The following is a 19,466-nucleotide window of genomic DNA, read 5'->3' as shown; positions in this document are numbered from 1 at the left end:
TGTTGCACGCAGGAGGCGCCCCATGGTCGTTCGCGTTGCGACGGTTGCTTTTGAAGGGATCGAGGCGCGGCCGGTCGACGTCCAGGTGATGATTTCGAACGGCTCCGTTGTGTTCAACGTGGTCGGCCTCGGCGACAAGGCGGTGGCCGAATCGCGCGAGCGCGTCCGCTCCGCGCTGGTCGCCTCGGGCCTGTCGCTGCCGGCCAAGCGGATCACGGTCAATCTCGCGCCGGCCGACCTGCCCAAGGAGGGCAGCCATTACGACCTGCCCATCGCCCTGGGGGTGATGGTGGCGATGGGCGCCTTGCCGTCCGACGCGCTCGAAGGTTTCACCGTGCTGGGCGAACTGGCGCTTGACGGCGCCATCGCCCCGGTGTCGGGCGTGCTGCCGGCGGCGGTCGCCGCGAGCGCGCGGGGCATGGGCCTGATCTGCCCCGCCGAATGCGGCCCCGAGGCGGCCTGGGCCTCGGAGGACATGGCGGTGATCGCGCCGCGCAATCTGATCCAGATCGCCAATCATTTTCGCGGAACGCAAGTGCTGTCGCGGCCTCGTCCCGCTGTGAAGGCGTTCACTGGCGATCCGCTGGATCTGCGCGACATCAAGGGCCAGGAAAGCGCCAAGCGCGCGCTGGAGATCGCCGCCGCCGGCGGGCACAATCTGCTGTTCAACGGGCCGCCCGGCGCCGGCAAGAGCATGTTGGCGGCGCGGCTGCCCTCGATCCTGCCGCCGCTGGCGCCGGGCGAATTGCTGGAAGTGTCGATGATCCATTCGGTCGCCGGCAATCTGGCGGGTGGCCAGCTCACCGATCGCCGGCCGTTCCGCGCGCCGCACCATTCCGCCTCGATGGCGGCGCTGGTCGGCGGCGGCCCGCACGCCAAGCCGGGCGAGGCGTCGCTGGCGCATCACGGCGTGCTGTTCCTCGACGAACTGCCGGAATTCCAGGCCCCGGCGCTCGACGCGCTGCGCCAGCCGCTCGAAAGCGGCGAGATCGCCATTTCCCGCGCCAACCGGCGCTGCACCTATCCGGCGCGCTTCCAGCTGATCGCGGCGATGAATCCCTGCCGCTGCGGGCTCGCCAACGAACCCGGCCACCGCTGCCAGAAGGGCGCGCCGCAACGCTGCGCCCAGCTCTATCAGAACCGCATTTCCGGCCCGTTTCTCGACCGCATCGACCTGCATCTCGAAGTTCCGGCGATCCGGGCGTCGGATCTGATCCTGCCGCCGCCCGTGGAAGGCTCGGCGGAGGCGGCGGCGCGGGTGGCGCAGGCGCGCGACATCCAGCGCGCCCGCTACCGGGCGCTCGGCCACGACGCCGTGGCCTGCAACGCCATGGCGACGGCGGCGATCATCGAACAGACCATCCGGCTCGACGATTCCGGCAGCAAATTGATCCGCGAGGCGTCGGAGCGCCTGCGCCTGTCGGCGCGCGGCTTTCACCGCGTGCTCAAGCTCGCGCGCACCATCGCCGACCTGCAGGGCGCGCCCGACGTTTTGCGCGCCCATCTCGCCGAAGCTTTGTCGTATCGCCCGCTAGCGGATCGGACCTCGGCGGCGGCGTAAGGCAATTTTCAGGAAAACAGCGCTATGTCGGGGAGTGCGGCGCCGAGGGGCGTCGCCCCTGGCGAAGCCCATGGTTGCCCTGACCGCGCTCATCATCTTCCTCGCCCTGGCCTGCGTCGCCGTTTATTTGGCGCGCGAGCTGCGGCGGCTCGCCTTTCGCCTTGCGGATGCGGAGCAGCGGCTCGAAACCAGCCAGGACGAAATCTGGGAATTGAAGTCGGCGGCGGCGGCGCGCGAAAAGGCCGAAGCGGCGAGCGAGGCCAAGTCGCGGTTTTTGGCCACCGTCAGCCATGAGTTCAGGACGCCGCTCAACGGCATTCTCGGTCTGGCCGAATTGCTGGCGGCCACGCCGCTGAACGCCGAGCAGGGGTCGTATCTCGCCGCCATCCGCGCCTCGGGCGACGCTTTGTCGTCGCTCATCAATGAAATCCTCGATTTTTCGCGGCTGGAGGCGGGCAAGCTCGAACTGAACCCGACCGAGTTCGATCTGCCCGCGCTGATCGAGGGCGCGGTGGAGCTGCTGTCGCCGCGCGCGCAGGGCAAGGGTCTGGAGATTTGCAGCTTCGTCGCCAAGGATTTGCCCCGGCTGGCGGTCGGCGATTCCGGGCGCTTGCGGCAGGTTCTCATCAATCTCATCGGCAACGCCGTGAAATTCACCGACGCCGGCGGCGTCGCGGTCGAGGTGGCGCCGGCGGGCGAGGGCCGGGTGCGTTTTTCGGTGTTCGACACCGGCGCGGGCATCGCCGAATCGCGGCGGCGCGCGATTTTTCACGATTTCGAGCAGGGCGACGGCTCCGCCACCCGCCGCCACGAAGGCACCGGGCTGGGCCTGGCCATTTCCCGCCGCATCGTCGAGCATATGGGCGGCAAGCTCTGGCTTGAAAGCTCGGGGCCGGGCGGCTCGCAGTTCTGTTTCGAAATTCCCCTGCCGGGCGTCGCGGCGTCTGCGCGCGAGAGCGAGCCGCGTCTGGCCGGGCGGCGTATTGTCATTGTCGGCGACGCGCCGTTCGGATGCGATTATCTCGCCCGGCGCCTGACCGATTCCGGCGCCCATGCGCAGGTGGCGCGCGACAAGGCCGAGGCGGCGGCGCGGCTGGAGGCGGAGGCGTTGTTCGCGCCCGACTTTATGCTGGTCGATTGCTCTCTGGGCGAACAGGCCATTGGCGGTCTGGCGCAGCTCGCCCGCAGCTTCCCGCGCTGCAAGAGCGTGCTGCTGTTCTCGCCGTTCGAGCGGCGGGCGTTCGGCGAGGCCATGCTGAACGCCTTCGACGGCTGGCTGGTCAAGCCGGTGCGGCTGGAATCGGTCGGCGCCAAACTGTTCTACTGCACCAGCCGCAAGGATGCGGCGCAAAGCCCGGAACGCGCCGACCGGCCCGCGCCCGACCTCACGGGACGCCGCGTGCTGCTGGCGGAGGACAATGACGTCAACGCCCTGCTGGTCGAGCGGCAGCTGGGCAAGCTCGGCGCGACGGTGGCGCGGGCGCGCGACGGCGCCGAAGCCGTTCGGCTCGCCGAGCAAAGTTTCGCCGAGGGCAGCGCCCCGTTCACGGCGATTCTGATGGATTTGCGCATGCCGCAGCTCGACGGCTTGTCGGCGGCCCGCGCCATTCGCGCGAACGAGCAGGCGCGGGGGCGCGCGCCGGTTCCGATCGTCGCTTTGACCGCCAATGCGTTCGACGACGACCGCGAGGCCGCGCTGCGCGCGGGCATGCAGGCGTTTCTCACCAAGCCGGTCGATCTGACGGCGCTGGTGCAGACGCTCAACGAGGTCGAGCCGGTCAGGCCCGGATGATCGCCGCTTCGGTGATCGCCAGCGCCGCCGCCAGCGCGCCTTCGACGTTCAAATCCGTGGTGTCCAGGATTTTCGCGTCGGGGGCCGGCTTCAACGGCGCATCCGCGCGGGCGCTGTCGCGGGCGTCGCGTTTTTTGATGTCGTCGAGAATGGCGTGATAATCCACGGCTTCGCCGCGCCCGCGCAATTCCAGCGCGCGGCGCTGGGCGCGCGCCTCGGCGCTGGCGGTGACGAAGATTTTCACCGTGGCATGGGGCGCGATCACCGTGCCGATGTCGCGTCCATCCAGCACGGCGCCCTGCGGCCGTTGCGCGAAGGCGCGCTGCATGTCGATCAGCGCGGCGCGCACCTCGGGAATGGCGGCGACCACCGAGGCGGCCTCGCCCATTTCGCGGCCGCGCAGGCGGTCCTCCTCGAAATCGGTCAGCGCCAGCCCGCGCGCGGCGGCCACCGCCTTGGCCACGTCGTCGAGCCGCGCGTCCCCGTCCATCAGGGTGCGGGCGGTGGCGCGATAGAGCAGGCCGGTGTCGAGATGCGGCAGGCCGTAATGGGCGGCCAGCTTGCGGGCCAGGGTGCCCTTGCCGGAGGCGGCGGGGCCGTCGAGCGCAATAATCATGAGAAGCAGTCCGCGCCGAGCTGCGCGAGCAACGGCTTGAATGTGGGAAAAGAGGTGGCGATCATGGTTTCGTCGTCAACGCTCACCGGCTTTTGCGCGGCGAGGCCCATGACCAGGAAGCTCATGGCGAGGCGATGGTCGAGATGGGTTTCGACCAGACCGCCGCCGGGGCAGGCGCCGGCGCCCCCCTCGACGATGAGATCGTCGCCTTCAATGACCACGGCGACGCCATTGGCGCGCAGGCCGGCCGCCGTGGCGGCGAGCCGGTCGGATTCCTTGACCCGCAATTCCTGCAAGCCGTTCATGTGGGTCACGCCCTTGGCGAAGGCGGCGACCACGGCCAGAATGATATATTCGTCGATCATCGCGGGGGCGCGATCCGCCGGCACGACGACGCCGGTCAGCGCGCTATGGCGCACGCGCAGGTCGGCGACCTGCTCGCCGCCTTCCTCGCGGGTTTCGAGCACTTCGATATCCGCGCCCATCTCCTTGAGCGTGGCGACGAAACCGTTGCGCAGCGGATTGGTCATCACGCCTTCGACCACCACGTCGGAGCCCTCGACCAGCAAAGCGGCGGCGATCAGAAAGGCGGCGGAGGACGGGTCGGCCGGAACGGCGATCGGCTTCGGCGTCAATTCGGGGCGGCCTTCCAGCGCGATCTTGCGGCCATGTTCGCCGAACGGTTCCGAAGTGAGCGTCGCGCCGAAATAGGCCAGCATCTTTTCGGTGTGATCGCGGCTGGCCTCGGTCTCGATGACCGTCGTGCGGCCCAGCGCGTTCAGGCCCGCCAGCAGCACCGCCGACTTGATCTGCGCCGAGGCGACCGGCGTGCGATATTCAATGGGGGCGGGATCGGGCGTTCCCTTGAGCAGGATCGGGCAGCGGCCGCCTTCCCCCTGCTCCAGAACCTCGGCGCCCATCAGCGCCAGCGGATCGAGAATGCGGCGCATCGGCCGCTTGCGCAGCGAGGCGTCGCCGTCAAAGCGCGCGGTGATCCCGTGGCCGCCGACAACGCCCATCATCAGCCGCGAGCCCGTGCCGGCGTTGCCGAAATCCAGCGTCTCGGCGGGCGCCAGCAGGGCGCCCAGGCCGACGCCGCGCACGGTCCATTGGCCGTCGCCGACGCGCTCCACCCTGGCGCCGAGCTGGGCGCAGGCGCGGCCGGTGTTCAGCACGTCCTCGCCTTCGAGCAGACCGGAAATCCGCGTCTCCCCGGCCGAGAGCAGGCCGAGCAGGAAGGCGCGGTGGGAAATGCTCTTGTCGCCCGGCGGGCGGACGCGCCCTTGCAACGGGCCGCAGGCGCGGGCGGTCAGCGGTTTCGGCGGGAGGGCGTGGGACATGGTCAGCGCAGGGTCTTCTCGATTTCAGGCAGCACTTTTTCGCGCAAAGCCTGTTCCGTCATCGGGCCGGTGTATTTGTAGGCGATGGTGCCGTCGCCGCGGACGACAAAGGTTTCGGGCACGCCGGTCAGGCCCCAGTCGATGGCGGCGCGGCCCTTGAGGTCCATGCCGATGGCCGCATAGGGGTCGCCTTCGGTCGACAGGAATTTCAAGGCGTTGGCCGGTTCGTCCTTGTAGGCGATTCCGACGAGGCGGACGTCGTTGATCTTCAACATCGGGTCTTCCAGCAGCAGCCGCAGGCTGGGATGCTCGACGCGGCAGGGGCCGCACCAGGACGCGAACAGATTGACGACCGTGGTGTGGCCCTGGCGCAGATCGGCGTCGGACAGGCCGGGCTTGCCGCTGCCCGGCAAGGCCTCAAGCGTGAAGGCCGGCGCCGGCCGCCCGATCAGCGGCGAGGGCAACACCGAGGCGTCGCGGCCCTCTCGCATCTGGAACATGTAGAGAAACAGGCCGGCGAGCAGGACGAAGCCGACCAGGGGCAGGGCGGCCAGCACGCCGCCTTTTTTAGGTTGTTCGATTTTTTTGGGCGTTTCGGTCACGGCTTGATCTCCCGGCCGTCGAATCGGGCGAGTTTGCGCTTGAGGTCGCGATAGTCGGCGACGATCTTCACGATCATCGCGCCGACGACAATCGCCGCGAACGCATAGGCGGCGAAAATGAAGCCGGAATAGTCCTTCACGCCGTCGCCTCCGCTTGTTCCTCGGCATGGGCCGCGTCAATGCTCAGGCGGCGCAGCCTGCGGCGCAGGATTTCATTGCGGATCGCCATGAGATGCAGGGTGAAAAATAGAAAAGTGAATCCCACCGCCATGATCAGCAAGGGCCACAGCATCGAGCCGGCGATGGCGGGGCCGCCGAGCTTGAACACCGAGGCCGGCTGGTGCAGCGTGTTCCACCAATCCACCGAGAATTTGATGATGGGGATGTTGACCACGCCGACCAGCGTCAGGATCGCGGCGGCGCGGGCGGCTTGCGCCGGCTCCTCGATCGTCCGCCACAGGCCGATCAGGCCGAGATAGATCAGGAACAGCACGAGCACCGAGGTCAGGCGCGCGTCCCACACCCACCACGTCCCCCACATCGGCTTGCCCCACAGCGAACCCGTCACCAGGCACAGCAGGGTGAAGGCCGCGCCGAGCGGGGCGGCGGCCTTTTGCGCGGCGTCGGCGAGCGGGTGGCGCCAGACGATGGTGCCGAGCGCCGCCGAGGTCATGATGACGTAGCACATCATCGCCAGCCAGGCCGAGGGCACGTGCAGATACATGATCTTGACCGACGATCCCTGCTGGTAGTCGTCGGGCGCGACGAAGAACGTCAGATAAAGCCCGGCGATCAGCAGCAGCGCCGTCGTCGCGGCGAGCCAGGGAATCAGCCTTGCGGCCAGCGCGAGGAAATGGGTCGGATTGGCGTATTTGAGCATCGCGGACCTATCGATAACAGGCGATTGATTAGGCGGGCGCGTTGACAAAAGCAATCTCTGTCTAGGCGTCGCGGGCGCGTAACGCCGCCGCAGCCGCAAACGGCGCTCCGGCCAGCGCGGCCAGCGACAGGCCGCACAGGATCAGCATGGGAATGTGGAACGGCACGGTTCCGCCGCTGGCCGCCGCCGCGCCGGAGACGCCGAAGATCAGCACGGGCGTGGCCAGCGGCAGGATCAGCACCGCCATCAGCAAGCCGCCGCGCCGCAGGCCGGCGGTCAGCGCCGCGCCAATGGCGCCGAGCATGGTCAGCGCCGGCGTGCCCGCGAGCAGCGACAGCGCGATGCCGCCGAGCGAGGCCGGCTCCATCGCCAGCGTCAGGCCGAGCAGCGGCGACGCCAGGATCAGCGGCAGCGCGGTGGCGATCCAATGCGCGGCGCATTTGACCACGACGATCAATTCCAGCGGCGTGGAAGCGGTGAGCAGCAGATCGAGCGAGCCGTCGTCGGCGTCGGCCTGGAACAGCCGGTCGAGGCCGAGCAGCGTCGCCAGCAGCGCGGCGATCCACAGAATCGCCGGGCCGATGCGCGACAGCAGGTTGAGGTCCGGGCCGATGGCGAACGGCGTGAGGCTGACGAGGATGAGGAAGAACACCAGCCCCATCGCGCCGCCGCCGCCGACGGAGCGCGCGATGCGAAGCTCGCGCCAGAACAATGCGGAGAGAGAAGATTGCATCATGCGTTTCCAAGGGCGCCGGCGGCGGTGGCGCTCAATTCGAGCACGGCGGCGTCCACCAGTCCGAGCGGCGCGTGAGTCGCGGCGATGATCATGCCGCCGCCGGCGCGATGGCGCGCGAAAGCTTCGGCGAGAACCTGTTGCGAGGCGACGTCGAGCGCGGTCGCCGGTTCGTCGAGAATCCATAACGGGCGCGGCGCCACGAACAGCCGCGCCAGCGCGACGCGGCGCTTTTGTCCGGCCGACAGATAGGCGACGGGAAAATCCGCGAGGCGCTTGAGGCCGACCTGTTGCAGGGCTTCCAGCGGCGACACGCTGGCGCCGGTCGCGGTCCCCGACAGCATGCGCGACCAGAACGCCAGATTTTCCACCGCCGTCAGCGCCGATTTCAGGCCGTCGGCATGGCCGACATAGTGGCACAATTCCGGCAGCGGCGCTTCCGACGCCTCGCCCTCGTGAATTAGTTCGCCGCCGCTGAACGGCAGGAAACCGGCGATGGCGCGCAACAGAGTCGATTTGCCGGCGCCGTTGCGTCCGAGCGCCACCAGAGCGCCGCCCGCCTGCAAATCGAACGAGATATTCTTGACGATGGCGCGTCCGCCGCGATCGACGCCAACGCCGCGCGCGATCAGAGAGGTAAGTGCAACTGATTGAGTCAACGAGGCGAATTCCTCTCTGGCGCAGGCCGCGCGCGCCCTGTTTCACCCAGGTCACCCGCAACTTTTGTTTGTGTAGCGCGGTCAAGCCGATTTATCTATAAGCCTTCTCGATCATCTTTATCCCTCTTTATCGGGACCCCGCAGCGATGGCATCTCTCGACAGCTTCAAATGCCGCAAGACCCTCAAGGTTGGCGCGAAAACCTATCATTACTATTCGCTTAAGGCGGCGGAGAAGAACGGTCTCGAAGGCATTTCCAAGCTGCCGTATTCGATGAAGGTTCTGCTGGAAAATCTTCTGCGCCATGAGGACGGCCGCTCCGTCACCAGGGACGACATTCTCGGCGTCGCCGAATGGCTCGCCAACAAGGGCAAGGTCGAGAAGGAAATCGCCTTCCGCCCGGCGCGCGTGCTGATGCAGGATTTCACCGGCGTGCCCGCCGTGGTCGATCTCGCCGCCATGCGCGACGGCATCGAGGCGCTTGGCGGCGATCCCGAAAAGATCAATCCGCTGGTGCCGGTCGATCTCGTCATCGACCATTCCGTGATCGTCGACAATTTCGGCACCAAGAGCGCGCTGAAGCAAAACGTCGATCTCGAATATTCCCGCAACGGCGAGCGCTACACGTTTTTGAAATGGGGCCAGGGCGCGTTCTCGAACTTCTCCGTCGTGCCTCCGGGCACCGGCATCTGCCATCAGGTCAATACGGAATATCTCGCCCAGACCGTCTGGACCCGTAAGGAAAAATACCAGCCGGCGCGCGGCAAGGCCGTGAATGTCGAGGTCGCCTATCCCGACACCGTGGTCGGCACCGATTCGCACACCACCATGGTCAACGGCCTGTCGGTGCTGGGCTGGGGCGTCGGCGGCATCGAGGCGGAAGCCGCCATGCTGGGCCAGCCGCAATCCATGCTGCTGCCCGAAGTGATCGGCTTCAAGCTGATCGGCAAGCTGAAGGAAGGCGTCACCGCCACCGACCTCGTGCTGACCGTCACGCAGATGCTGCGTAAAAAAGGCGTGGTCGGCAAGTTCGTCGAATTCTTCGGCCCCGGCCTCGAAAACCTGTCGCTGGCGGATCGCGCCACCATCGCCAATATGGGCCCGGAATATGGCGCGACCTGCGGCTTCTTCCCGATCGACGCCGAAACCATCGATTATCTCGACAAGACCGGCCGCAAGCCGGCCCGCGTGCAGCTGGTCGAAAAATACGCCCGCGCCCAGGGCCTGTTCCGCACCCGCGCCTCGGGCGAGCCGGTGTTCTCCGACACGCTGGAGCTCGATCTCGCGTCCGTCGTGCCCTCGCTCGCCGGCCCGAAGCGCCCGGAAGGCCGCATCGCGCTCGACAGCATCGCGCCCGGCTTCTCCGCCGCCATGGAGACCGAGTACAAGAAGGCCGCCTCGCTCGCCGAGCGCTACAAGGTCGAGGGCGAGAATTTCGACATCGGCCATGGCGATGTGGTGATCGCCGCCATCACCTCCTGCACCAACACGTCCAATCCCAGCGTGCTGATCGCCGCCGGCCTGCTGGCGCGCAACGCCGTCGCGCTCGGCCTGACCGTCAAGCCGTGGGTGAAGACGTCGCTGGCGCCGGGATCGCAGGTGGTCGCCGAATATCTCGCCAAGGCGGGCCTGCAGAAGTCGCTCGACAAGCTCGGCTTCAACCTGGTCGGCTTCGGCTGCACCACCTGCATCGGCAATTCCGGCCCGCTGCCGGAAAAGATCTCCAAGTCGATCAACGCCAATGGCGTGGTCGCCGCCGCCGTGCTCTCGGGCAACCGCAATTTTGAGGGCCGCGTCTCTCCGGACGTGCAGGCGAACTATCTGGCCTCGCCGCCGCTGGTCGTCGCCTATGCGCTGGCCGGTTCGGTGCAGAAGGATCTGACCAAGGAGCCGCTCGGCCACACCAAGAAGGGCGAGCCGGTGTTCCTGCGCGACATCTGGCCGACCTCCAAGGAAATCCAGGAGTTCGTCCGCAAGAACGTCACCAAGTCGCTGTTCAAGGCGAAATACGCCGACGTGTTCAAGGGCGACGCCAACTGGCGCAAGGTCAAGGCGCCGCAGAGCCAGACCTATGTCTGGGACAACAAGTCGACCTATGTGCAGAACCCGCCCTATTTCAAGGGCATCGCCATGGAGCCGAAGCCGGTCAAGGACATCGAGGGCGCGCGCATCCTCGCTTTGTTCGGCGACAAGATCACCACCGACCATATTTCCCCGGCCGGTTCGATCAAGGCGGCCTCGCCCGCCGGCAAGTATCTGCAGGCCAACAAGGTCAAGCCGGAGGACTTCAACCAGTACGGCACCCGGCGCGGCAATCATGAAGTGATGATGCGCGGCACCTTCGCCAATATCCGCATCAAGAACTTCATGCTGGCCGGCGAAGACGGCGCCGTGCCCGAAGGCGGCAATACCAAATTCTTCCCCGGCGGCGAGGTCATGCCTATCTACGACGCCGCGATGAAATACGCCAAGTCGAAGACGCCGCTGGTGGTGTTCGCCGGCGTCGAATATGGCAACGGCTCCTCGCGCGACTGGGCGGCGAAGGGCACCAATCTTCTGGGCGTCCGCGCGGTGATCGCGGAAAGCTTCGAGCGCATCCACCGCTCCAACCTGGTCGGCATGGGCGTGCTGCCCTTGACCTTCGAGGATGGCGTGACCTGGAAGTCGCTCGGCCTCAAGGGCGACGAAACCGTCTCCATCCTGGGCCTCACCGAACTTCAGCCGCGGCAAAAGCTTGAGGCGGAAATCACCTATGCCGACGGCGCGGTGAAGAAGGTCATGCTGAACAACCGCATCCTGACCCTCGACGAAATCGAGTATTACAAGAACGGCGGCATCCTGCACTACGTGCTGCGCCAGCTCGCCGTGGCGTGATTTCGCAAGTGTAAAGCAAAGCCGCCGGACGAGGCCTCGTCCGGCGGCTTTTTCATGCGCGCGGCGCGATGTCAGTCGGAGATCAGCACCTGCCGGCATTCCGTCGGCAGCGACGACAGGGTCAGCGGCGGCCGCGGCTTGGCGTTGGGGTTGGGCCGGGGATGCAACACCCCGGGCCGGAACCAATAGGCCAGCGATTCGTCGCAGCCCTCGCCGGGCGGGACGGGATCCTGATCCTTGCAGAGATCCGCGCCGTCGGGGCAGGCGATGCGGACGTGAAAATGGTAATTGTGCCCGTAATAGGGGCGCACCTTGTTCAGCCAGGAGCGGTCGCCGTTCGCCTCGCGGCACAAAGCCTTCTTGATGGCGGCGTTGACGAAAATGCGCTCCACCGCGGGATCGCGCGCCGCCGCCCGGATGATCGCCAGTTGCCCCGGCCCCCAGACGGACCTGTCGACCTCCAGGCCATCGGGACGGACCATGTTCGTCGCCGACATTTCCTCGCGCTCGCGCCGGCTGAGATTGCGGTCGGGCATCGGCGTCAGCCAGATGTCGGCGTCGAGGCCGATTTGATGCGACGCATGTCCGGTGATCATTGGGCCGCCGCGCGGCTGCGACATGTCGCCGACGAGAATGCCGGGCCAGCCCGCCTCCTCCGGCGCCCGCGCCGACAGGCTTTCGAGGAAGCGGATCAGATTGGGATGGCCCCAGAAGCGGTTGCGTGAAATCCGCATCACCTGCCACGTCTCGCCATTGACCGGCAGCGCCTTCGCGCCCGCCAGGCAGCCGCGCGAGTAAAACCCGATGGCCCGCGCGGAAAGGTCGGCGGGTTCGGTGGCCCTTCCGAACAATTCCTTGGCCGGGGTGCCGGGATCGTCGGGGCGGGCGAGCGGCGGCAGCGGCTTGGGGTCCACCGAACCGACTTCCTGCGCAACGCCGGGCGAGGCCGCAAGCAAAGGCGCGGCCCCCAGCAGCGCCAACCGGCAAATACGCAAGAAAGACAGAGGGTTTGCCCTTGCAAGAGCCTGCGAAATCAATTCGTAAACCTTTACATCAATTAGAACTTTACCGGCAAAGCTCATGCTGCGATCCTCTTCGTCGGTGAATTTTCAAGTCCGAGGGGGCTGTCGTGAGGTTTTTCCTTCGTCTGGTGGCGCTGATTGCAGCGCTGGTCGTCGCGCCGATGGCGGCGCAGGCCCGAGTCGACATTTCCGTGGATTTGTCCTCTCAGCGCATGACCGTCGCCTCCGACACAGGCGCGACCTATTCCTGGCCCATTTCCTCGGCGCGCTCCGGCTATGTCACGCCGCGCGGCACGTACCATCCCACCAGCCTTCAGACGATGCACCGGTCGAAGAAATATCACAATTCGCCGATGCCTCATTCGATTTTCTTCAATGGCGGCTACGCCATTCACGGCACCTACGCCGTCCGCGCTTTGGGCCGTCCGGCCTCGCATGGCTGCATCCGCATTTCCCCCGCCAACGCCGCCACGCTGTTCGCGCTGGTGCGCGCGGAAGGCGCGGAGATCCACATTCATGGCGACGCGCCCGTCCGTCATTTCGCCCATGCCGGCCATCGCGTGGTGAAGGTCGCGCATCACCGCCCGCGCGCCAATACCGCGCTCGGCTATGCGCCGCGCCATAACGAGCGGATCCAGCGCATCTTCACCACCGTCATCCCGGAGTGAGGATCAGTCGGAGGCCGGGCGGTCGTAGCGCAATTTCAGTCCGATGATCAGCAGGTTGAGCAGCACCGTGATGATGTTGAAGATCACGATGGACATCGACTGGATCAGCACGCCGTAAGCCAGCCACAGGCTGCAGCCGGTGACGAAGACGATCTGCGTCAGCAGCGAAATCGAGCGGGCGTCCCGGCTGCGCAGGATCTTGACGGCTTGCGGGGTCCAGCACAGCGTGGTCAGGGTGCCCGCGCTGAAGCCGACGATTTCCGTGACCAGATCCACAAGCCGCTCCCTGGGTCGATGAGGCGGCTTCGCCGCGCCTGTGTCTTGCGATAACCCTCCCCGCGCGGCGCGGCAAGAGCAGCTAGGGGCCGCCGAACAGACGGGCGATCACCCGCGCGGTGTAATCGACCATGGGCACGACGCGGGCGTAATTGAGCCGGGTCGGGCCGATGACGCCGAGAACGCCGACGATCCGGCGCTGGGAATCATGGAAGGGCGCCGCGACCATCGACGACCCCGACAGCGAGAACAGCTTGTTCTCCGAGCCGATGAAAATGCGCACGCCCTCGCCGTCCTCGGCGCGCGCCAGCAGGTCGATCACGTCGCTCTTGGTTTCGAGATCGTCGAACAACAGTTTGATGCGCTCGATGTCGGCCATGGCGCTGACGTCTTCGAGCAGGTTGGCCTGGCCGCGCACGATGAGGTTTTGCGCCGCGCCCGTCGTCGGCCCGGCCCAGATGGCGAGGCCGACCGCGACCAGCTTGGCGGTGAGCGTATCGAGCTCGGACTGGGCCGCGGCGCGCGAGGTTTCGATCTCGCCGCGCACCTGGGCGAGGGTGCGGCCCTTGACCCGGGCGTTGAGATAATTGGCCGCTTCGACCAGCGCCGATTGCGGCAGATCCGGCGGCACCGGCAGCACCCGGTTTTCCACCGAGCCGTCCTCGGACACCAGGATCGCCAACGCCTTGTCCGGCTCCAGCCGGACAAATTCGATCTGCTTGAGCCGGTTGTTCTCCTTGGAGGTCAGCACCACCGCGGCGCCGCGCGAAAGGCCCGACAGCAGGCTGCCGGCTTCCGCCAGCGCCTCGTCAATGCTGCGCGCGCGCGAGGCCGTGTGGATTTGCGCCTCGATCTGGACGCGGTCGGCGTCGGTGAGGTCGCCGATCTGCAGCAGCGAATCGACGAAAAAGCGCAGGCCGAGTTCGGTCGGCAGCCGCCCCGCGCTGGTGTGGGGCGAAAAGATCAGCCCCAGGCTTTCCAGATCCTGCATGACGTTGCGGATGGAGGCGGCCGACAGCGTCATCGGCAGGATGCGCGACAATTGCCGGGAGCCGACCGGCTCGCCATTGGCCAGATAGACTTCGACGATGTTGCGGAAAATTTCGCGCGACCGCTCGTTCAATCGCGACAGGGCGCCGGGACTGGATAGGGGGAAATCTGAACCTGCCGACATCCGAATCCTTCAATTCGCGGGGCTCAAAGTTTTCGGAGCGCAACCTCTTCGATACGGTGGCTGGGCCCCTTGGTCAGAATCAAGCTCGCCCGCGCCCGCGTCGGCAAGATGTTTTCGTGCAGATTCCGCAAGTTTATGCGGTTCCAGATGTCCACGGCGATGGCCTCCGCCTCCTCGTCGCTGATGTCGGAATAACGCGTGAAATAGGAACGGGGATCGCGGAACATGGTCGAGCGCAGCCGCATGAAGCGCTGAATGTACCATTTCTTCAGCAGGGTTTCATCCGAATGCAGATAGACGGAGAAATCGAAGAAATCCGAGATGAACGGCGTTTCCTTGCCGTCGCGCGGCGGACGGCTCGGCAGCAGAACGTTAACGCCCTCGACGATCAGAATGTCCGGCCGGTCGACAGAAATCACCTCGTCGGGCACGATGTCATAGGTCAGATGCGAATAGACGGGCGCCTCGACATGGCTTTCGCCGGCCTTGACCGACGACAGGAAGCGCAGCAGCCGGGCGGTGTCGTAGCTTTCCGGGAACCCCTTGCGGTCCATCAGGCGCCGCCGCTTGAGCTGGGAATTGGGCAGCAGGAAGCCGTCGGTGGTGATCAAATCCACTTTCGGGGTGTTGGGCCAGCGCGACAGCAGCGCCTGCAGCACGCGCGCGGTGGTCGATTTGCCCACGGCGACCGAGCCGGCGACCCCGATAATATACGGCACCTTGCCCTCGGCGCCGAGAAAGCGCTGGGTGGCCTTGAACAGGCCTTGCGTCGCCGCGACATAGAGCGCCAGCAGGCGCGACAGCGGCAGATAGATCGCCACCACCTCGTCCATCGAAATGGGGTCGTTGATCGACTGCAGCCGGTTGAGGTCGTCGATGGTCAGCGTCATCGGCGTGTCGGCGCGCAGGCCGGCCCATTCCTGGCGGGTGAACCGGCGGAAGGGAGAAAGGCTGGGACGCGGTTCTACCGGCGCTTCCGCGCGGATGTCTCTGACCATCTGGACCACGCCCATTCTCCGTCTCCGACGTTCACGCTCCCTGGCTGGCGCGGGAGGCCTTTTCCTGGTGGCCCGATTGCTGGGTGCGACGGGCGAGTTCCTGGATCACATCCTGCAACGGAACGCCGCCGTCTTGAAGCAAGACCAATAGATGATACAGCACATCGGCGGCCTCCATCTTGAGCCCGACCTTGTCGCGCGCGACGGCGGCGATCACCGCTTCTACGGCTTCCTCGCCGAATTTCTTGGCGACGCGGGTCACGCCGGCCTCGAGCAGCGATTTTGTGTAGGATTTATCGGCGGAAGACTGGGAGCGGCTGGCGATCAGCGCGGCGAGGTCGTCGAGAGTGAAATCTTTGGTCATGAGGCGGTCTGGGTTTGAGGATCGAGCCGCATCGGCAGGCCGGCCTTCGCCATATAAGACTTGGCCTCGCCGATGGTGAATTCGCCGAAATGGAAGATCGAGGCGGCGAGCACCGCGCTGGCGTGACCCTGGCGGATGCCTTCGACCAGATGGTCGAGCGTGCCGACGCCGCCGGAGGCGATCACCGGAATGGACACGGCGTCGGCGATGGTGCGGGTCAGCTCAAGGTCGAAGCCCGATTTCGCGCCGTCGCGGTCCATCGAGGTCAACAGGATTTCGCCGGCGCCGAGCGCGGTCACTTCCTGCGCATAGGCCACGGCGTCAATGCCGGTGGGGCGGCGGCCGCCGTGCGTGAAAATTTCCCATTTGCCGGGGCCGACCTGCTTGGCGTCGATGGCGACGACAATGCACTGGCTGCCGAATTTTTCCGCGCCCTGGCGGACGAAATCGCGGTTGTGAACCGCCGCCGTCATGATGGAAGCCTTGTCGGCGCCGGCCAGCAGCAGGTTGCGGATGTCGTCGATGGTGCGGACGCCGCCGCCGACGGTCAGCGGCATGAAGCAGGCCTCCGCGGTGCGGCGGACCACGTCGAGCAGCACGCCGCGCTCCTCATGGCTGGCGGTGATGTCGAGGAAGCACAATTCGTCGGCGCCGGCGGCGTCATAGGCGACGGCGCATTCGACGGGATCGCCGGCGTCGCGCAGATCGACGAAATTGACCCCCTTGACCACGCGTCCGTCCTTGACGTCGAGGCAGGGGATGACACGGGCCTTGAGCACTGCGCCTCTCCTTATGCGACCTTGCGGGATTTGATCAGGTCGAGCGCCTGCTGCGGGTCGAGCCGGCCGTCGTAGAGCGCGCGTCCGGTGATGGCGCCGGCGAGTTTGGCGCAATCGGGCTGCAGCAGCCGCTCGATGTCGGCGATCGAGGCGAGGCCGCCCGAGGCGATCACCGGAATTTTCAGCGCCTCGGCCAAAGCCAGCGTGGCCTCGATGTTCAAACCCTTCAGCACGCCGTCACGCGAAATGTCGGTGTAGATGATGGCGGCGACGCCGGCGTCCTCGAACCGTTTGCCCAGTTCGACGGCGGTCAGCTCCGAGGACTTGGCCCAGCCGTCCACGGCGACCAGGCCGTCGCGGGCGTCCACGCCCACCGCGATCTGGCCGGGGTGCAGCCGCGAGGCCTCGCGCACGAAAGCAGGGTCTCGCACGGCGGCGGTGCCGATGATGACGCGGGCGACGCCCTTGTTCAGCCAGCCATCGACCGTGCGCATGTCGCGGATGCCGCCGCCGAGCTGGACCGGCATTTTCTTCAGCCGCGCCAGAATGGCGTCGACCGCATCGCCGTTCATCGGCTTTCCGGCGAAGGCGCCGTCGAGATCGACGACATGGAGATATTCAAAGCCCTGCTGTTCGAAACGCTCGGCTTGCGCGGCGGGGTCGTCGTTGAACACGGTGGCCTGCGTCATGTCGCCATGGATCAGGCGCACGCACTGGCCGCCCTTCAGATCGATTGCCGGAAACAGAATCACGGGCGCCACCTCAGGAAATTGGAAATCAGCCGCAGACCCATGGTCTGGCTCTTTTCAGGATGGAATTGCAGGCCGACGATATTGTCGCGCCCGATCATGGCGGTCAGGGGCTCGCCGTAATCGGTGGTGGCCAGCACATGCGCGGGATCTTTGGCGCGGAAATAATAGGAATGCACGAAATAGGCGTGCAGGCCGGCTTCGCCGGTCGGAATGTCAGCGAGCAAGGGATGATCGCCGTTGGGCGTCAAACTGTTCCAGCCCATATGCGGAATTTTCAGCGCCGGGTTGTTCGGCTCGATCGGGGCGACCTCGCCGCCGATCCAGCCGAGGCCGGGGGTGACGCCATGCTCCAGCCCCCGGTCGGCCAGCAATTGCATGCCGACGCAAATGCCGAGAAACGGCGTCGCGCGCTTTTGCACGCATTCGGTGAGCGCCTCGAACATGCCGTCGGTCGCCAGCAGGCCGCGCCGGCAATCCGCGAAAGCGCCGACGCCGGGCAGCACGACGCGGTCGGCCGAACGCAGCGCGTCGGGATCGCGGACCACGCGAATGGCGTTGTCGAGCCCGGATTCGCGGGCGGCGCGTTCGAACGCCTTGAGGGCCGAATGAAGGTTGCCCGAGCCATAATCGATAATGGCGACGCTCACGGCCGCTGCTCCTGCGCGTTCATGTTGAGAAATCGATCGAAATAGATACGTTCGGCGTCGCCGGCGGTTTCGCCAAGGCTCAGGCCCTGCAACAGCAGGCCTTTCCGCGCCAGCGCCTCCTCGCGGGCCCGGTCGGCCTCCAGGCCGAAGCCCAGCGCGCCCAGGGTGTAAACCAGCGTCGCCACGGCGCCGTCGAGCCGCAGCGCGGCGGCGAGGGCTGCGACAACCACCGCCCACAGCGCCCACAGGCCCAACATGCGCCACAGGCGATGCCGGATCGCCCAGACCGGGGTCAGCAGGAAGGCCAGGCGGTCGAAACCCTGGCGGACGAAAACCGCGCCTTCGGCGGCGCTTTCTCGCGCGCCCGCCGGCTGGAAAACGGAATACAGAAACAATGGCGTTTCGCTCGTTCAGAGCGCTCCCTTCGTCGAGGGAATTTTATCGGCCTGCCGCGCGTCAATGGCAACCGCCCGGCCGATCGCCCGCGCGACGCCCTTGAAGCAGGATTCGGCGATATGGTGGTTGTTGACGCCGTAAAGCGTCTCGATGTGCAGGGTGATTCCGGCGTTCAGGGCGAAAGCCTGGAAGAACTCGCGCACCAGTTCGGTGTCGAATTCGCCGATCTTGGCGGCGCCGAACGCGGTCTTGAACACCAGGAACGGGCGTCCCGAAATGTCCAGCGCCACGCGCGTCAGCGTCTCGTCCATGGGAATCAGCGCGTCGGCGTAGCGGACGATGCCGCGCAATTCGCCCAGCGCCTTGCGCAACGCCTGGCCCAGCGCGATGCCGACGTCCTCGACGGTGTGATGCTGGTCGATATGCAGGTCGCCCTTGGCCGAGATTTCGAGATCCATCAGCGAATGGCGGGCGAGCTGGTCGAGCATGTGGTCGAAGAAGCCGACGCCGGTCGAAATCGCGCTCAAGCCGGCTCCGTCCACGCAAATCCGCACGGAAATCTCCGTTTCCTTGGTTTTGCGCGTGATTTCAGCTTGTCGCGTCATTGGGACTCCAGCTCCAGCGGAAATTTCTCTTTAGCAAATGGACGGCGCGGGCGCCACTGTGTTGGACAGGGCTTGCAAGCCTTGTTCCCGCGCAATAGATGCGCAGGGGAAAGCGCGGCCCAGACAACGGAAGTCCCCTTGGCGCCGCAATGGAGAGCCCATGGCGGACGACACTTCCTCCTCGATGCACGCCACCACCATCGTCATGGTGCGCAAGAACGGAAAGACGGTGATCGCCGGCGACGGGCAGGTCAGTCTGGGCCAGACCATCATCAAGGGCAACGCCCGAAAAGTGCGCCGGCTCGGCAAGGGCCAGGTGATCATCGGCTTCGCCGGCGCCACGGCGGACGCCTTCACCCTGTGCGAGCGGCTTGAGGCCAAGCTTGAGCAATATGCCGGACAATTGCTGCGCGCCTGCGTCGAACTGGCCAAGGACTGGCGCACCGACCGCTATTTGCGCAAGCTCGAAGCCATGATGCTGGTGGCCGACAAGACCAGCGCGCTGGTGCTGACCGGCGCCGGCGACGTGCTGGAGCCGGAGCCGCAGGACGGCGGCTTCGTGGCGGGCATCGGCTCGGGCGGCAATTACGCGCTGGCCGCCGGGCGGGCGCTGCTCGACACCGATCTCGACGCGGAAACCATCGCGCGCCGCGCCCTGCTGATCGCCGCCGACATTTGCGTTTACACCAACACCAATCTCGTGGTCGAAAGCCTCGATTCGCTCTGACC

General features: G+C 66.4%; 22 protein-coding genes. 5 read left to right on the top strand and 17 right to left on the bottom strand.

Annotated elements, in window-relative coordinates:
* Positions 1–22 precede the first annotated feature (22 nt).
* Both CFB24_RS12145 and CFB24_RS12140 read left to right on the top strand, forming a co-directional pair.
* Positions 23–1,561 carry a YifB family Mg chelatase-like AAA ATPase gene (locus tag CFB24_RS12145; RefSeq protein WP_088520880.1) on the top strand — a complete coding sequence of 513 codons (1,539 nt, stop codon included), beginning with the start codon at positions 23–25 and terminating at the stop codon, positions 1,559–1,561.
* Positions 1,562–1,631: 70 nt separating this feature from the next.
* Positions 1,632–3,353 (top strand): ATP-binding protein, encoded by a 1,722-nt coding sequence (locus tag CFB24_RS12140; protein WP_088520879.1) that lies wholly within the window; start codon positions 1,632–1,634, stop codon positions 3,351–3,353.
* Here the strand turns inward: CFB24_RS12140 and cmk are convergent.
* The 7 genes from cmk to ccmA all read right to left on the bottom strand — a co-directional run bounded on the left by cmk (position 3,340) and on the right by ccmA (position 8,183).
* Positions 3,340–3,969, bottom strand: coding sequence for a (d)CMP kinase (gene cmk / locus CFB24_RS12135; protein ID WP_088520878.1), 630 nt, complete (start codon positions 3,967–3,969; stop codon positions 3,340–3,342). The two genes, CFB24_RS12140 and cmk, sit on opposite strands and share 14 nt — an antisense overlap.
* Positions 3,966–5,309, bottom strand: coding sequence for a 3-phosphoshikimate 1-carboxyvinyltransferase (gene aroA, locus CFB24_RS12130; RefSeq protein ID WP_088520877.1), 1,344 nt, complete (start codon positions 5,307–5,309; stop codon positions 3,966–3,968). The genes cmk and aroA overlap by 4 nt, the downstream gene beginning before the upstream one ends.
* Positions 5,310–5,311: 2 nt before the next feature.
* Positions 5,312–5,911 (bottom strand): DsbE family thiol:disulfide interchange protein, encoded by a 600-nt coding sequence (locus tag CFB24_RS12125; RefSeq protein WP_244593158.1) that lies wholly within the window; start codon positions 5,909–5,911, stop codon positions 5,312–5,314.
* The gene (gene ccmD, locus CFB24_RS12120) at positions 5,908–6,051 is read right to left on the bottom strand and encodes a heme exporter protein CcmD (protein WP_088521015.1); all 144 of its coding nucleotides are present in this window, start codon (positions 6,049–6,051) and stop codon (positions 5,908–5,910) included. The genes CFB24_RS12125 and ccmD overlap by 4 nt, the downstream gene beginning before the upstream one ends.
* The gene (locus CFB24_RS12115; RefSeq protein ID WP_088520876.1) at positions 6,048–6,791 is read right to left on the bottom strand and encodes a heme ABC transporter permease; all 744 of its coding nucleotides are present in this window, start codon (positions 6,789–6,791) and stop codon (positions 6,048–6,050) included. Before CFB24_RS12115 ends, ccmD begins: the two co-directional genes overlap by 4 nt.
* 61 nt (positions 6,792–6,852) lie before the next feature.
* Positions 6,853–7,524 (bottom strand): heme exporter protein CcmB, encoded by a 672-nt coding sequence (gene ccmB, locus CFB24_RS12110; RefSeq protein WP_088521014.1) that lies wholly within the window; start codon positions 7,522–7,524, stop codon positions 6,853–6,855.
* Positions 7,524–8,183, bottom strand: a complete 660-nt coding sequence (gene ccmA / locus CFB24_RS12105; protein WP_244593157.1) for a heme ABC exporter ATP-binding protein CcmA — start codon at positions 8,181–8,183, stop codon at positions 7,524–7,526. The genes ccmB and ccmA overlap by 1 nt, the downstream gene beginning before the upstream one ends.
* A 146-nt stretch (positions 8,184–8,329) precedes the next feature.
* Here ccmA and acnA point away from each other — a divergent pair, with 146 nt between their 5' ends.
* The gene (gene acnA / locus CFB24_RS12100; RefSeq protein WP_088520875.1) at positions 8,330–11,056 is read left to right on the top strand and encodes an aconitate hydratase AcnA; all 2,727 of its coding nucleotides are present in this window, start codon (positions 8,330–8,332) and stop codon (positions 11,054–11,056) included.
* Positions 11,057–11,127: 71 nt separating this feature from the next.
* Here acnA and mepA read toward each other — a convergent pair whose 3' ends face one another.
* Positions 11,128–12,012 carry a penicillin-insensitive murein endopeptidase gene (gene mepA, locus CFB24_RS12095; protein ID WP_338064175.1) on the bottom strand — a complete coding sequence of 295 codons (885 nt, stop codon included), beginning with the start codon at positions 12,010–12,012 and terminating at the stop codon, positions 11,128–11,130.
* Positions 12,013–12,185: 173 nt separating this feature from the next.
* Between mepA and CFB24_RS12090 the strand changes: the two genes are divergently transcribed.
* Positions 12,186–12,746, top strand: a complete 561-nt coding sequence (locus CFB24_RS12090; RefSeq protein WP_338064174.1) for a L,D-transpeptidase — start codon at positions 12,186–12,188, stop codon at positions 12,744–12,746.
* Between the two features lie 3 nt (positions 12,747–12,749).
* Here CFB24_RS12090 and CFB24_RS12085 read toward each other — a convergent pair whose 3' ends face one another.
* From CFB24_RS12085 to hisB, 9 genes are all read right to left on the bottom strand, one after another.
* Positions 12,750–13,022 carry a SemiSWEET family sugar transporter gene (locus CFB24_RS12085; RefSeq protein ID WP_088520873.1) on the bottom strand — a complete coding sequence of 91 codons (273 nt, stop codon included), beginning with the start codon at positions 13,020–13,022 and terminating at the stop codon, positions 12,750–12,752.
* A gap of 82 nt (positions 13,023–13,104) precedes the next feature.
* Positions 13,105–14,196 (bottom strand): heat-inducible transcriptional repressor HrcA, encoded by a 1,092-nt coding sequence (gene hrcA / locus CFB24_RS12080; RefSeq protein ID WP_088520872.1) that lies wholly within the window; start codon positions 14,194–14,196, stop codon positions 13,105–13,107.
* A 23-nt stretch (positions 14,197–14,219) separates the two neighbouring features.
* Positions 14,220–15,194 carry a type I pantothenate kinase gene (gene coaA, locus CFB24_RS12075; RefSeq protein WP_088520871.1) on the bottom strand — a complete coding sequence of 325 codons (975 nt, stop codon included), beginning with the start codon at positions 15,192–15,194 and terminating at the stop codon, positions 14,220–14,222.
* A gap of 31 nt (positions 15,195–15,225) precedes the next feature.
* Positions 15,226–15,558 carry a phosphoribosyl-ATP diphosphatase gene (locus tag CFB24_RS12070; protein ID WP_088520870.1) on the bottom strand — a complete coding sequence of 111 codons (333 nt, stop codon included), beginning with the start codon at positions 15,556–15,558 and terminating at the stop codon, positions 15,226–15,228.
* Positions 15,555–16,337, bottom strand: a complete 783-nt coding sequence (hisF, locus tag CFB24_RS12065; protein WP_088520869.1) for an imidazole glycerol phosphate synthase subunit HisF — start codon at positions 16,335–16,337, stop codon at positions 15,555–15,557. Before hisF ends, CFB24_RS12070 begins: the two co-directional genes overlap by 4 nt.
* Positions 16,338–16,348: 11 nt before the next feature.
* The gene (gene hisA / locus CFB24_RS12060) at positions 16,349–17,089 is read right to left on the bottom strand and encodes a 1-(5-phosphoribosyl)-5-[(5-phosphoribosylamino)methylideneamino]imidazole-4-carboxamide isomerase (RefSeq protein WP_088521011.1); all 741 of its coding nucleotides are present in this window, start codon (positions 17,087–17,089) and stop codon (positions 16,349–16,351) included.
* Positions 17,086–17,736 carry an imidazole glycerol phosphate synthase subunit HisH gene (hisH, locus tag CFB24_RS12055; protein WP_088520868.1) on the bottom strand — a complete coding sequence of 217 codons (651 nt, stop codon included), beginning with the start codon at positions 17,734–17,736 and terminating at the stop codon, positions 17,086–17,088. Before hisH ends, hisA begins: the two co-directional genes overlap by 4 nt.
* Complete coding sequence (locus tag CFB24_RS12050) at positions 17,733–18,131, bottom strand: DUF2628 domain-containing protein (RefSeq protein ID WP_088520867.1); 399 nt, start codon at positions 18,129–18,131, stop codon at positions 17,733–17,735. Before CFB24_RS12050 ends, hisH begins: the two co-directional genes overlap by 4 nt.
* 15 nt (positions 18,132–18,146) lie before the next feature.
* Positions 18,147–18,737, bottom strand: a complete 591-nt coding sequence (gene hisB, locus CFB24_RS12045; RefSeq protein WP_088520866.1) for an imidazoleglycerol-phosphate dehydratase HisB — start codon at positions 18,735–18,737, stop codon at positions 18,147–18,149.
* 160 nt (positions 18,738–18,897) lie between these two features.
* On the opposite strand from hisB, the gene hslV reads away from it, so the two are divergent.
* Positions 18,898–19,464 carry an ATP-dependent protease subunit HslV gene (gene hslV, locus CFB24_RS12040; RefSeq protein ID WP_088520865.1) on the top strand — a complete coding sequence of 189 codons (567 nt, stop codon included), beginning with the start codon at positions 18,898–18,900 and terminating at the stop codon, positions 19,462–19,464.
* Positions 19,465–19,466 lie beyond the last annotated feature (2 nt).

Source organism: Rhodoblastus acidophilus, assembly GCF_900187365.1.
Classification (GTDB): domain Bacteria; phylum Pseudomonadota; class Alphaproteobacteria; order Rhizobiales; family Beijerinckiaceae; genus Rhodoblastus; species Rhodoblastus acidophilus.
This window is presented reverse-complemented; position numbering and strand designations above follow the sequence as displayed.

What these genes read in the sequence shown, in the direction of transcription:
- CFB24_RS12145 (WP_088520880.1), top strand. Translation starts at nt 23, where the DNA reads ATGGTCGTTCGCGTTGCGACGGTTGCTTTTGAAGGGATCGAGGCGCGG.
- CFB24_RS12140 (WP_088520879.1), top strand. Translation starts at nt 1,632, where the DNA reads ATGGTTGCCCTGACCGCGCTCATCATCTTCCTCGCCCTGGCCTGCGTC.
- cmk (WP_088520878.1), bottom strand. Translation starts at nt 3,969, where the DNA reads ATGATTATTGCGCTCGACGGCCCCGCCGCCTCCGGCAAGGGCACCCTG.
- aroA (WP_088520877.1), bottom strand. Translation starts at nt 5,309, where the DNA reads ATGTCCCACGCCCTCCCGCCGAAACCGCTGACCGCCCGCGCCTGCGGC.
- CFB24_RS12115 (WP_088520876.1), bottom strand. Translation starts at nt 6,791, where the DNA reads ATGCTCAAATACGCCAATCCGACCCATTTCCTCGCGCTGGCCGCAAGG.
- ccmB (WP_088521014.1), bottom strand. Translation starts at nt 7,524, where the DNA reads ATGCAATCTTCTCTCTCCGCATTGTTCTGGCGCGAGCTTCGCATCGCG.
- acnA (WP_088520875.1), top strand. Translation starts at nt 8,330, where the DNA reads ATGGCATCTCTCGACAGCTTCAAATGCCGCAAGACCCTCAAGGTTGGC.
- hrcA (WP_088520872.1), bottom strand. Translation starts at nt 14,196, where the DNA reads ATGTCGGCAGGTTCAGATTTCCCCCTATCCAGTCCCGGCGCCCTGTCG.
- coaA (WP_088520871.1), bottom strand. Translation starts at nt 15,194, where the DNA reads ATGGTCAGAGACATCCGCGCGGAAGCGCCGGTAGAACCGCGTCCCAGC.
- CFB24_RS12070 (WP_088520870.1), bottom strand. Translation starts at nt 15,558, where the DNA reads ATGACCAAAGATTTCACTCTCGACGACCTCGCCGCGCTGATCGCCAGC.
- hisB (WP_088520866.1), bottom strand. Translation starts at nt 18,737, where the DNA reads ATGACGCGACAAGCTGAAATCACGCGCAAAACCAAGGAAACGGAGATT.
- hslV (WP_088520865.1), top strand. Translation starts at nt 18,898, where the DNA reads ATGGCGGACGACACTTCCTCCTCGATGCACGCCACCACCATCGTCATG.